The sequence below is a fragment of the Maricaulis sp. genome (assembly GCF_017642925.1).
In the GTDB taxonomy this organism is placed as follows: domain Bacteria; phylum Pseudomonadota; class Alphaproteobacteria; order Caulobacterales; family Maricaulaceae; genus Maricaulis.
Genome location: NZ_JAEPOL010000002.1, coordinates 21200 through 33509, shown reverse-complemented (window position 1 = coordinate 33509; position 12310 = coordinate 21200). Strand labels below are relative to the sequence as shown.

The window sequence follows — 12310 nt, the reverse complement described above, 5'->3', positions numbered from 1 at the left end:
CTGCCCGCCATTCTTGTCAGTCCGTCGGGTCCGAGGCGGGTTCCAGATCGATCCGTGTGATCCGGCCTTCGGAACCAACCGCCCAGCCAGCGGTCCCGTCGGGCGCGAAAGCGATTGCGTGATGGCCGCCCAGCGCTTCCCAGGGCACCCAGATCTCGCCGCTATTTCGGGAAATGTCTGTGCCATTGGGGCCGGTCGCGATCAGTACGTCCGGATGGCCCGGCAGATGGGTGACGGCCGAGCGGTAGCCGAGCGGGGGCTCCAAGGCCCCGTCCCAGCTGTTGCCACCATCGTCGGACCAGGCGAAATTGCCGGTCCGGTCGTCTTCAGCCGAGAAATCGCCACCGACGATGACGATCCGCTCGCCGGTCGCATCGATCGAGAAAACGCCGGCGCTGGACCGGCCGGCCGCGAGGGGCGTATCGGCGACGCTCCAGCTTTCGCCGAAATCGCAACTGCGCAGCATGCGTGCCGTCGCGCCTCCGCCTGTACCGATGAAGGCGCAGCCGGACGGGGTCAGGGCCATGGCGCTGTCTGACGCGGCAAAGCCGGCCTCGCCCTCCAGGGCTTCCGGCGCGTCCTCGACGGCCTGCCAGGTTTCGCCGCCATCGCCGCTCAGCAGGATCAGGAAACGCCCGTCGACCGGATCGGAAAAGGCGATCCCGTAAAGATCGTTCCAGAAATCCAACCCGTCAAAAAAGGCCGCGCCGGTCGGGTCCTCCCAGACCGTTTCGAAACTCGCGCCGCCGTCTTCGGTCAGATAGAGCCGGGCGGGTTGTCCCGCCGTGAAGAACAGGGCACGGTCTTCGCTGAAGGCATGGACTGACCGCAGGTCGAGCCCCTCGGCATCCGGAATACGGGTCAGCGTCCAGTTCACGCCGCCATCGGTCGTGCGCAGGACCTGCCCGTCGGGGGCGCCGATCCAGGCGATCTGCGCATCGACGACGGAGAGGCCACGCAGGCTGGCATCTGTCCCGCTACGCTGGGCAATCACCTGCGCATCGAGACGGGCCGGCGGCGTGGCGTCAGGCGAGCAGGCCGCCGCCGACACCAGTGCGGCCGCAGCCAGGATCGAGCCGAGCGACTTCACTCGCCCAGTCCCAGAAGCGTGGCGCTGTCACAATGCCAGCACGTGTCGGCACCGATCGGGCTGCCCGGCGGAATGTCGGTACTGGTCAGGCTGGGCGATTCGCCGCGGTCGAACCGGTCCAGTCCGGCCTCGATCGCGCGGGCCAGCCACAGGCGGTGTGCCGCCTCGGCGCCGCTGTCGCGCCGGCCGGGGGCTTCGGCGGCCAGGGCTTCCAGGCGCTGGCGGGCCAGTGCTGCAACAGCCGGCGAGCCCTGGGCGACCAGGTCGAGCAGCTGGTCGGCATACTCGGTCTGGACGGCAAAGCGGACCGGCTGCAGGCGGCCGGCTTCCCCGCGCGGGGTCTGCATGACCTGCGCTTCAATCCGGTCGAACAGGTCTGCCGGCGACATCTGACCGCTGTCGCGCGCGTGCTGGTCGGCAAGGCGGGCCATGCGGCCCGGTGCCAGCACGGCGTCGAGGGTGATCCGCGCGGCGGCGCCGGCAGCAGCCGTGCGGCTGAAGGCGGGATAGGCCGGGCTGTCGAACAGCTCGCGGGTCGCGGCAGCGTCATAGTCGGAGAAGGGCGACGGGGCCATCAGCGCCAGGACGCGGTCGGTGATGTCCAGCGTTTGCGGGTCGAGTGTTGCCAGAAGCGCGTCCAGCGAGCGGCGCTGGTCAGCGGCTGCGACCGGGCGTAGCCCGTTCTGGCTGCCACTGTTGAGCTCATAGTCGAACACCACGCCGCCGATCGCCTTGGCCGCGGCTTCGGCCTGGTAGCGATGGTAGAGATAGATCGGCGAGAACACGTCGCGCAGCGAGCTGGCGGGCAGGCCTTCGGCGAGCACATGCGGTCCGAAAGCCTCGAGCGCGGCTGCTCGGACGGCGAGCGTCTCCGTCAGGCTGTCCGCCGCGTCGGCGCCATTGTCCCAGAGATTGGCCTGGGGATGGGCGCTGTCATTGCCGCGGGCATGGCGGTCGGTGATGTAGAGCAGGCCGTCGGCGCGGGCCTGGGTGAGGATGCGGTCCAGCGCGGCGGCTTCGGTATCGCCCTCGCCGAACTCGCCATAGAGCCAGGTGATCGCCACCTTGTCCCACTCGCCGATGCCGGTGTCGTAGGCGCGCGAGGTATCGATCTCGCCGGCGCCGTCAAGCGTCACGAGCGGGGCCGGATAATCCATCACCGACGCGCGATCAGAGACCGAGGCCGCAAAATTATGGGCCAGGCCGATCGTATGGCCGACCTCGTGGGCGGAGAGCTGGCGGATACGGGCCAGGGCCAGTTCCAGCGGATCGTCCGCCGCACCGGAGCCGGTGCCATCGGCGCCGAGCAGGCCCTCGAAAATCATCCGGTCCTGCCGCACGCGCTGGCTGCCCAGGATGACATGTCCCTTGATGATCTCGCCGGTCCGCGGATCGACAACCGACGCACCATAGGACCAGCCGCGGGTCTGGCGGTGCACCCACTGGATGATGTTGTAGCGGATATCCAGCGGGTGGGCGTCTTCGGGCAGAAGCTCGACCCGGAAAGCGTCTTCATAGCCGGCAGCCTCGAAGGCCTCGGCCCACCAGGACGCGCCTTCGATCAGGGCGTCGCGGATAAGCGGCGGCGTGCCGCGATCAAGATAGTAGACGATGGGTTCGACCACAGGGCCGCTCTCGGCCGTCGGATCGACGCGCTCCAGCCGGTGCCGGATCGCGTAGGACCGGCGGACCGGTTCGTCGAGCGGTGCAGCCATGTCGTAGAAGTCGAGCGTGATGGCGCCCGAGCGGTCGTCCGCCTCGCGGATGGACTGGCCGGCCTCGGGCAGAGCCGAGAAGGAGTGGTGCACGGTCAGCGTCACCGAACGCGGATCGGGCGTGACGGCGCGGACTTCCGATCCCGGATCGCCGCCGGACAGGGTCAGGAGGGCGTCGATCTCGACATTCAGCGGAAAGGCCAGCGCCTGGTCGGTCAGCGGGGCGCTGCGATCGCTGTCGATGGAGAAATTGCCCTGGCCGGTATCGGACAGCTGGCCGGCTGTGCCGACCGGGTCGCGGGTCAGGAAACCGGACAGGTCGATCAGCACGCGGTCGCCGTCCTCGGCGACGATATCCGTGCTCCAGATGACCGAACGGGCGAAGGATTGCTGTGTCGCGCGGGCTTCGTCGGGACCGGCGCCGAGCGTGCGGTAGCCGGTATTCTCGAATTCGGCGAAGACGCGGTCATTGACGCGGAAGAAGCGCAGGATTTCGGACGACGTGCCCAGCCCGCGGTCGAGACCGACCGGGTTGGAGCCGAGGCCGGATGTCAGGCGGGCGGTGTAGATCATGCGGCCCAGCGAACCGTCTTCCTGCTCGGAGAGTTCGGCGAGGATGCGGCCGTCGCCGGTGTCGACATGCAGCGGGAAGAAGCCGTCGCGGCGCTCAAGGCCATCGGTTTCCTCCGACCAGTCCTGGGCGAGGGCGGCCGGGGCCATGGCGAAGGCGAGCGCGCAGCTGGCGGCGCGCCAAAGGCTAACGGTTTTCATGATCTTGAAGTCTCCTGATCCCCTGTTCGGCGCTCACGCTAGCGACTGGCCGGACGCCTGTCACCATGGGTGCGCGCCGGGGTCGGGCGCGGATCAGCCTGCGGTGCCGCGGACATAGTCGCCGGACTTGCCGCCACGCTTTTCCTCCAGCTGGACGTCAGTGATGCGGATCGCCTTGTCGAGCGCCTTGGCCATGTCATAGAGCGTCAGCGCGGCCACGGAGGCGGCTGTCAGCGCTTCCATCTCCACACCGGTCTTGCCGTCGGTCGCGACTTCGGCCCGCACCAGAAAAGCCTGTGCGTCGTCGTCCGGTTCGATGGTGACGCGGGCGCGGGTGAGGGGCAGGGGGTGGCACAGCGGGATCAGGTCGGCGGTGCGCTTGGATGCCATGATGCCGGCGAGTTCCGCGGTCCGGATCGCATCGCCCTTGGGGCCGGCCCCGTCACGGACGGCAGTGAAGGCCGCCTGGTTCATGAAGACGCGAGCCGAGGCGATGGCCAGCCGGGTCGAGACGGGCTTGCCGCCGACATCGACCATGCGCACGCGTCCGTCCTTGTCCTGATGGGTCAGTCCGCTCATCGTGCTCTTTGCTCCTATGCGTCTTCGCTGGCCATCTGGTCGAGCCAGAAATCGGCCGCCTGGCGATCTGTATCCGCAGCATCGACCCAGTGGCTGCCGCTGGTTGTGTGCACGCGTTTCCAGAACGGCGCCTCGGTCTTGAGAAGGTCGATCATATAGCCGACCGCGTCGAGGGCGGCCCGGCGGTGGGGCGCGGTGGCGCCGACGAAGACGATGGGTTCGCCCGGCGTCATGCGGCCGACCCGGTGGTGGATCACGGCCCGGTGCAGCTGCCAGCGCTCGGCGGCGGTCCGGGCGATCCGGGCGAGGGCCTGTTCGGTGACGCCGGGATAGTGTTCCAGCTCCAGCGCGGTCAGCCCGTCTTCCTGGCGCACCTGACCGAGAAAGCTGGCGACGCCGCCGGCCGAGAGATCGGCACCGGCCAGGCGCGCCAGGGCGGCGGCCGGGTCGAGGGCGGTGTCCAGTATGCCCGTGTCGATACGCGTCATCTCAGCCTCCCGTGAAGGGCGGGCAGAAGGCCAGTGTGTCGCCATCGGCCAGCGCGGCCGGGCGCGGCACGATGGCGTCGTTCAGGATCAGCCGGACAGAGGGATGCGCCAGGGCTTCGGCGGCGGTATCGGTTTCGCGCAGACGGGCGATCACGGCCTCGCTGTCGGCGGTGTCAGCGGCGAGGGTGAGCGTATCGCCGGGGCGGCCCATCCGGTCGCGCAGGGCGGCGACGTATCTGACGGTGATCTGCATGCGCGGTCAGCCTCCCGTGCGGGCCATGTTGCGGGCAACCGCCGGGGCGGTGCCGCGTGCGACCGAGAAATCATGCGCTTCCGGCTTGATCGCCATCGCCGTGTCGATCAGCCGGTCGACGGCATCGGGCCCGCCGGCGCGCAAGGCGCCGCGCAGGTCGAGATCGTCATCATGGCCCAGGCAGGTGTGCAGCGTGCCGGTACAGGTCATGCGGATCCGGTTGCAGCCGGCACAGAAATTCGAGGTCAGCGGCGTGATGAAGCCGACCCGCCCGCCGGTTTCGGCAATACGGGCATAGCGGGCCGGACCGCCTGTACTGTCAGGCAGATCGGTCAGGCTCCAGCGCTGTTCGAGACGGTCGCGGATCGCGGTGAGGGGCAGGAATTGGTCGGTCCGGTCCGATCCCACATCCCCGACCGGCATGACTTCGATCAGGGTGAGGTCGAAGCCCTGGTCATGGGCCCATTCGATCATCGCCGGGATCTCGTTCTCGTTTTCGTTCTTGAGGGCGACCGTGTTGATCTTGATGCCGATTCCGGCGCGCCGGGCGGCCTCGATTCCCCTGAGTGTGCAGGCGATATCGCCGCCGCGGGTGAGGCGTCTAAACCTGTCACGATCGAGTGTATCAAGTGATACATTGATGCGACACAGGTGCGACATAGCGAGCGCATTGGCGTAACGTTCCAGTTGCGTTGCGTTCGTTGTCAGGGTGAGCTCGTCGAGCCCGCTGCCGACATGGCGGCCGAGATTCTCGATCAGCCGGACGACATCGCGCCGGACCAGGGGTTCGCCGCCGGTGATGCGGATTTTCCGGATGCCGCGGCGGATGAAGGTCTCGGCGACGGTGGTGAGCTCTTCCAGCGTCAGAAGTTCGGATTTGGGCAGAAAGTCGGGCCGCTCCGCCATGCAGTAGACGCAGCGCAGGTCGCAGCGGTCGGTCACCGACAGGCGCAGATATTCGATCCGGCGTCCGAAGCGGTCGGTCAGCGTCTCGCTGGCGGGGATAAAGGCGGGGGTGCGGTCCAAATCCTGTGTCTTTCGCCCTGGCTTGCGTGTCCGGTCCTGACCCTATCGGGTGCGCCGGCGATTGACGACCGGCCTCACGCCGTCCTCCGGCAAGTGTGATCGCGCTGAAGGATTTTCCGGCGCGCACCGCCATTCTCGCATGATCTGGTGTGACCGGGGATAAGTTTCAACGAATGTTCTCTGTGACCGGGAGATCGTCCAACCATCTTGTGTTGCGCTGCAGCGCCGCCGGCCGGGTCGAGGAATAAAATTGCAGTTGATGTGCCATTGCGTTTCTGACAAGGCATAAGCATCCCTTCAAATCGGGATATCGGGCAAAAAGTGCTAAAAGGTCGCGTGGTCGCCATCTTGTGCGGCGGCGGGGTCTGTGCTGCACTAGCGAATTCGTGACCAGATGAGGGGCATCGCTTGCTGAGATTTGTAGACATCGACCAGGCCTATCCGGAGAAGCGTTCCGAGGCGGAAAGACGGCAGGATTTCAACGAGATCTACCGTCCGTTCGACCCTGTGAAGGCCAAGGACCAGGCGTCGCGGTGTTCGCAATGCGGCATTCCCTTCTGCCAGTCCGGCTGTCCGCTGCACAACAATATCCCCGACTGGCTGATGCTGGCGGGCGAGGGGCGGCTGGAGGAGGCTTACGAGATCTCGTCGGCCACCTCGACCATGCCGGAAATCTGCGGCCGCATCTGTCCGCAGGACCGGCTGTGCGAAGGCTCCTGCGTGGTGGAGAAGTCCGGCCATGGTGCCGTGACCATCGGCGCGGTCGAGCAATACATCACCGACACGGCCTGGAAAGAAGGCTGGGTGAAGCCGATCCGCCCGGGCGCACCGCGCGGCGCAAGCGTCGGCATTGTCGGGTCCGGCCCGGCGGGGCTGGCGGCGGCGGAAAAGCTGTGCGAGGCCGGCTATGCGGTGACGGTCTATGAGCGCTCCGACCGCGCCGGCGGGCTTTTGATGTACGGCATTCCCGGCTTCAAGCTGGACAAGGCCGTCGTGCAGCGCCGGCTCGACCGGCTGACCGAGGCCGGCGTGGATATCCGTACCGGTTTCGAGGTCGGCCGTGATGCGACGCTGGCCGATCTGCGCAATGAGCATCATGCGGTCCTGCTGGCGACCGGCGTCTATGCCGCGCGGCAGCTGACCTGTCCGGGCGCGGGCGACGGTGTCATCGCGGCGCTGGACTATCTCACCCGCTCCAATCGCAATGATCTGGGCGATGCGCCTGACAGCGGTGACAGCCTGTCGGCAAAAGGCAAGCGCGTCGTGGTGATCGGTGGTGGCGATACGGCGATGGACTGCGTACGCACGGCCGTGCGCCAGGGCGCGGCCTCCGTGACATGTCTCTATCGCCGCGACCGCGAGAACATGCCGGGCTCGGCCCGCGAGGTGAAGCATGCCGAGGAAGAGGGCGTCGTCTTCGAATGGCTGTCCTCGCCGCTCGCCGTGCTGACCAAGGGCGAGGCGATCACCGCCGTGCGCGTCCAGGGCATGCGCCTGGGCGCACCGGACGTGTCCGGCCGCCGTGCGCCGGAGCCGGAACCGGGCCGTACTTTCGATGTCGGCGCCGACATGGTGATCTCGGCCCTGGGCTTTTCGCCGGAAGACATTCCGGCCCTGTTCAGCGCGCCGGATCTGGAAACCCACCGGGATGGCCGGATCGATGGCGATATGGCCACCAAGATGACCAGCCTGGACGGCGTCTTTGTCGCCGGCGATCTGCATCGCGGCGCCTCGCTGGTCGTCTGGGCGATCCGCGACGGCATGGATGCCGCCCGCTCGATCGAGAGCTATCTGTCGAACCGCCTTCAGGTTCTGGGAGCTGCCGAATGACACACCAAACCTGGAATGAGGCCCGCACGCGGGCCGGCTTGTCCCTGCTCGAAAGCACGGGTCTGTGGCGTCCCGAGGACGAGCGAGATGCCTGCGGCGTCGGCCTGATCGCCGACATGCAGGGCCGCGCCCGCCGCGACATTGTGGAACTGGCCATCGACGCCCTGAAATCGGTCTGGCACCGCGGCGCGGTCGATGCCGATGGCCGTACCGGCGACGGCGCCGGCCTGCGCGTCGGCGTGCCCCAGGACTTCTTCAAGGCGGCCGTGGCCCGCACCGGTCACGAGCCGGAACGCGGCGATGTCATCGTCGGCATGGTCTTCCTGCCGCGCACGGATTTCGGCGCCCGCGAACGCGCCCGGGCGATCATCGAGGCGGAAATCCTGCGCGAGGGGTTTGCCTTTTATGGCTGGCGCCAGCCGCCGGTCGACACCTCCGTGCTGGGCGAGAAGGCGCGCGCCACCCTGCCGGAAATCGAGCAGGTCCTGTTCCGCGATCCGCGCGGCCGCGACATCGATACGGTCGAGCGCATGCTCTACATCGTGCGCCGGCGCATCGAGCGGCGGGCGCGTGAGGAGAATCTGCGCGACCTCTATGTCTGCTCCCTGTCCTCGCGCGACGTGATCTACAAGGGCCTGTTCCGCGCCCAGGACATTGACGGTTTCTTCCACGATCTGCGGCACCGGGACTTCGTCTCGCCCTTCGCCATTTTCCACCAGCGCTATTCCACCAACACCTTCCCGGAATGGCGCCTGGCCCAGCCCTTCCGCATGCTGGCGCACAATGGCGAGATCAACACGATCCGCGGCAATACCAACTGGATGAAGAGCCACGAGATCCACATCGCCGAGACTGCCTTCCCCGGCGAGGAGCGCGATGTGCGGCCGGTGATCCAGCCGGGCGCGTCGGACAGTGCGGCGCTCGACCAGGCCTTCGAGATCCTGGTGCGCGCCGGACGCTCGGCGCCGATGACCAAGACCATCCTCATCCCCGAGGCCTGGTCCAAGCGGGCCGATGTGATGCCGGAAGGCTGGGCGCGCATGTATGAATACTGCAATGCCGTGATGGAGCCCTGGGACGGGCCGGCCGCGATCGCCGCCTTTGACGGGCGCTGGGCGATTGCCGGCATGGACCGTAACGGGCTGCGGCCGATGCGCTATGCCACGACGCAGGACGGGATCCTGGTCGCCGGGTCGGAGACCGGCATGGCGCCGATCGACCAGGAGAAAGTGGTCGAGCGCGGCTCGATCACGCCGGGCCGGCTGATCGCGCTGGATATCGAGAACGGCCGCTTCTACCGCGAGCAGGAAATCCTCGACGAGCTGAGCGAGCAGCATCCCTATGCGCGCTGGCTGGGCGAGATGGAGGACATCGAGCCGGTGATCGGCCCGGGCGCCGAGACGCAGGCCTACAGCGATGACGAGCGCACGCGGCGCCAGGCCGCCGCCGGCTTCTCCTTCGAGGGGATCGAGCTGGTGCTGAACGCCATGGCCGAGGACGGCAAGGAAGCCGTCGGCTCGATGGGCGATGATGCGCCGCTGGCCGTGCTGTCGGAAAACTACCGGCCGCTCTCGCATTTCTTCCGGCAGAATTTCTCCCAGGTCACCAATCCGCCGATCGACCCGCTGCGCGAAGGCCGGGTGATGGGTCTGAAGACCCGGTTCCGCAATCTCGGCAATATCCTCGCCCAGGGCGAGGCGCGCGCCAGCGTGCTGGTGCTCGACAGTCCGATCCTTACCAATGGCGCCTATGAGCGCTGGCGCGAGCATATGGGCGGCGCGGTCAAGGAGATCGACTGCCTGTTGCCGGTCGAAGGCGCGACAGGCAATGGCCAGACCCTGCGCAAGGCGCTGGACGGTGTGATCGCCGAGGCCGTCGCTGCCGTGCGTGACGGCGCGGCGCATCTGGTGCTGACCGATCACCGCCAGGACGACAAACGCGCGGCGCTGCCGATGATCCTGGTGGCCGGCGCGGTGCATTCCACGCTGACCCGCGAGGGGCTTCGCAATTTCTGCTCGATCAATGTGCGTTCCGCGGAGTGTTTCGACTCCCATTATGCCGCCGTGCTGGTCGGCCTGGGCGCAACGACGGTGAACCCCTATCTCGCCTTTGACACGGTCACGGCTGGCCGGGAAACCGTGGGCGGCGACCCCTGGGCCCAGGGCCGGGCGCGCCGGCTGAAGGATGCGCTGGATGGCGGCCTTCTGAAAATCCTGTCCAAGATGGGCATCTCGATCATCTCCTCCTATCGCGGGGGCTGTAATTTCGAGGTGCTCGGCCTGTCGCGGGCCCTGGTGGAAGCCTATCTGCCGGGCGTGGTCAGCCGTATTTCCGGCATCGGCCTGCCGGGCCTGGAAGTGCGCACGGTCGACCTGCATCGCAAGGCCTGGGCGGGCGCAGCGCGCCTGCCGATCGGCGGCTTCTACCGTCAGCGCGCCTCCGGCGACCGGCACGCCCTGTCGGCGCGGGTGATCACCGAGCTGCAGACCGCCGTGAAGGAAAACGACGTCTCGGCCTGGGGCCGCTATCGCGAAGCGGTTACCGCCCAGGGGCCGGTCCATCTGCGCGATCTGATCGACATGCGCCCGCTGGGGCCGGGCATCGGGCTCGACCGGGTGGAATCCATCAATGGCATCCGCCGGCGTTTCGTGACGCCGGGCATGTCGCTGGGCGCCCTGTCGCCGGAAGCGCATGGTGCGCTGAATGTGGCGATGAACCGTATCGGCGCGAAGTCGGTGTCCGGCGAGGGCGGCGAGGACCCGGTCCGTTACAAGCCGCTGCCCAATGGCGACAATATGAATTCGGCGGTGAAGCAGATCGCGTCGGGCCGTTTCGGTGTGACCGCGGAATACCTCAACCAGTGCCGCGAGTTCGAGATCAAGGTCGCCCAGGGCGCCAAGCCCGGCGAGGGCGGGCAATTGCCCGGCTTCAAGGTGACCGAATTCATCGCCCGCATGCGGCATGCGACACCGGGCGTCAGCCTGATCTCGCCGCCGCCGCACCACGACATCTATTCCATCGAGGACCTGGCGCAGCTGATCTATGATCTCAAGCAGATCAATCCGAAAGCGCGCGTCGGTGTGAAACTGGTGGCGGCCGCCGGCGTCGGCGCCGTCGCGGCGGGTGTCGCCAAGGCGAATGCCGACATCATCAACATCTCCGGCTCGGTTGGCGGGACCGGCGCTGCGGCGCTGACCTCGATCAAGTTTGCCGGCGGACCGCTGGAGCTGGGCCTCGCCGAGGCGCACCAGATGCTGTCGCTGAACGGGCTGCGCGAACGCGTCACCCTGCGGGCCGATGGCGGGATCCGCACCGGCCGCGATGTGGTGATTGCCGCCATGCTGGGGGCCGAGGAATTCGGTATCGGCACCGCCTCGCTGCTGGCGCTGGGCTGTCTGATGGTGCGCCAGTGCCATTCCAATACCTGCCCGGTCGGGGTGTGCACCCAGGACGAGGATCTGCGCGCCCGCTTCGGCGGTTTCCCGGACCATGTGGTCAATCTGATGACCTTCCTGGCGCAGGATGTGCGCGAGATCCTGTCGGGTCTCGGCGCGGCTTCGCTGGAAGACGTGATCGGGCGCTCGGATCTGCTCGCCCAGGTCTCGCGCGGCTCGGAATCGCTGGACGATCTCGACCTGTCGCTGATCATGTCGCGCGCCGACGCGGTGGAGCGGCCTGCCCGCTCGACCCGCTCCCAGCGCAATGAAGTCACGCCCAGCCTGGACGAGCAGATCATCGCCGACGCCGCCCCGGCCTTCGACCGCGGCGAGAAGATGCAGCTGGACTATGGCGTGAAGAATACCGACCGCACGGTGGGTACGCGCACCTCCTCGGAGATTGTCACACGCTTCGGGCCGGACGGGCTGGGCGAGGATCATCTCACCCTGCGCCTGCGCGGTTCGGCCGGCCAGTCGCTGGGCGCGTTTGCAGCGCGCGGCCTGCGCATCGAGCTCGATGGCGATGCCAATGACTATGTCGGCAAGGGCCTGTCCGGCGCGACCCTGATCGTGCGGCCCTATGGCGGGTCCAGCCCGGCCAACGAGGCCCACGCCATCATCGGCAATACCTGTCTTTACGGCGCCACCTCCGGCCGCCTGTTTGCGGCGGGCCGGGCCGGCCAGCGCTTTGCGGTGCGCAATTCCGGCGCCGAGACGGTGGTCGAGGGGTGCGGCACAAACGGCTGTGAATACATGACCGGTGGTACGGCCGTGATCCTCGGTCCTGTGGGCGATAATTTCGCGGCCGGCATGACCGGCGGCGATGCTTTCGTCTACGATCCCGACCGGCGGCTCGATGCCCGGCTCAACCCGGAAACCGTGCTGGCCTTCGATCTGGAGGGCGAGGCCGAGCAGCGCTGCCTGGCGCTGATCGAGGCGCACGCGAAGGCCACCGGATCGGTCGTGGCAGCCCGTCTGCTGGCGGCCTGGGAGGCCGAGCGCGGGTATTTCGTGCACCTGCGCGGCGAGGAAGTGGTCAAGCGGGAACGTGTGCGTCTGACCCCGGCCAATGAAAGCCGCTCGGCCTGACGAAAACCTGTATTGCGGTGCAGCACAGGCAT

At 67.6% G+C, this 12310-nt stretch carries 8 protein-coding genes; 2 read left to right on the top strand and 6 right to left on the bottom strand.

Annotation, left to right across the window (positions count from 1 at the left end; all coding sequences use genetic code 11):
- Nucleotides 1-16: 16 nt before the first annotated feature.
- From JJ918_RS01740 to moaA, 6 genes are all read right to left on the bottom strand, one after another.
- The gene (locus JJ918_RS01740) at nt 17-1090 is read right to left on the bottom strand and encodes a hypothetical protein (protein ID WP_291882496.1); all 1074 of its coding nucleotides are present in this window, start codon (nt 1088-1090) and stop codon (nt 17-19) included.
- Nucleotides 1087-3576 carry a zinc-dependent metalloprotease gene (locus JJ918_RS01735; protein WP_291882493.1) on the bottom strand — a complete coding sequence of 830 codons (2490 nt, stop codon included), beginning with the start codon at nt 3574-3576 and terminating at the stop codon, nt 1087-1089. Before JJ918_RS01735 ends, JJ918_RS01740 begins: the two co-directional genes overlap by 4 nt.
- 93 nt (nt 3577-3669) lie before the next feature.
- Nucleotides 3670-4155, bottom strand: coding sequence for a cyclic pyranopterin monophosphate synthase MoaC (gene moaC, locus JJ918_RS01730; protein WP_291882490.1), 486 nt, complete (start codon nt 4153-4155; stop codon nt 3670-3672).
- A gap of 14 nt (nt 4156-4169) precedes the next feature.
- On the bottom strand, nt 4170-4643 hold the full coding sequence (locus JJ918_RS01725; RefSeq protein ID WP_291882487.1) for a molybdenum cofactor biosynthesis protein MoaE: 474 nt from the start codon (nt 4641-4643) through the stop codon (nt 4170-4172).
- A gap of 1 nt (nt 4644) precedes the next feature.
- A complete protein-coding gene (locus tag JJ918_RS01720) occupies nt 4645-4896 on the bottom strand; it encodes a MoaD/ThiS family protein (protein ID WP_291882484.1) in 252 nt (83 codons plus the stop codon).
- Between the two features lie 6 nt (nt 4897-4902).
- On the bottom strand, nt 4903-5922 hold the full coding sequence (moaA, locus tag JJ918_RS01715) for a GTP 3',8-cyclase MoaA (RefSeq protein ID WP_291882481.1): 1020 nt from the start codon (nt 5920-5922) through the stop codon (nt 4903-4905).
- A 408-nt stretch (nt 5923-6330) separates the two neighbouring features.
- Between moaA and JJ918_RS01710 the strand changes: the two genes are divergently transcribed.
- Together JJ918_RS01710 and gltB are read left to right on the top strand one after the other, a co-directional pair.
- Nucleotides 6331-7752 (top strand): NAD(P)-dependent oxidoreductase, encoded by a 1422-nt coding sequence (locus tag JJ918_RS01710; RefSeq protein WP_291882478.1) that lies wholly within the window; start codon nt 6331-6333, stop codon nt 7750-7752.
- Entirely contained in the window at nt 7749-12278 is a 4530-nt protein-coding gene (gltB, locus tag JJ918_RS01705) for a glutamate synthase large subunit (protein ID WP_291882475.1), read from the top strand. The genes JJ918_RS01710 and gltB overlap by 4 nt, the downstream gene beginning before the upstream one ends.
- Nucleotides 12279-12310: the final 32 nt, after the last annotated feature.

Excerpts from the sequence above, each read along its gene's own strand:
- JJ918_RS01735 (WP_291882493.1), bottom strand. The coding sequence starts at position 3,576 with ATGAAAACCGTTAGCCTTTGGCGCGCCGCCAGCTGCGCGCTCGCCTTC.
- moaC (WP_291882490.1), bottom strand. The coding sequence starts at position 4,155 with ATGAGCGGACTGACCCATCAGGACAAGGACGGACGCGTGCGCATGGTC.
- JJ918_RS01725 (WP_291882487.1), bottom strand. The coding sequence starts at position 4,643 with ATGACGCGTATCGACACGGGCATACTGGACACCGCCCTCGACCCGGCC.
- JJ918_RS01720 (WP_291882484.1), bottom strand. The coding sequence starts at position 4,896 with ATGCAGATCACCGTCAGATACGTCGCCGCCCTGCGCGACCGGATGGGC.
- gltB (WP_291882475.1), top strand. The coding sequence starts at position 7,749 with ATGACACACCAAACCTGGAATGAGGCCCGCACGCGGGCCGGCTTGTCC.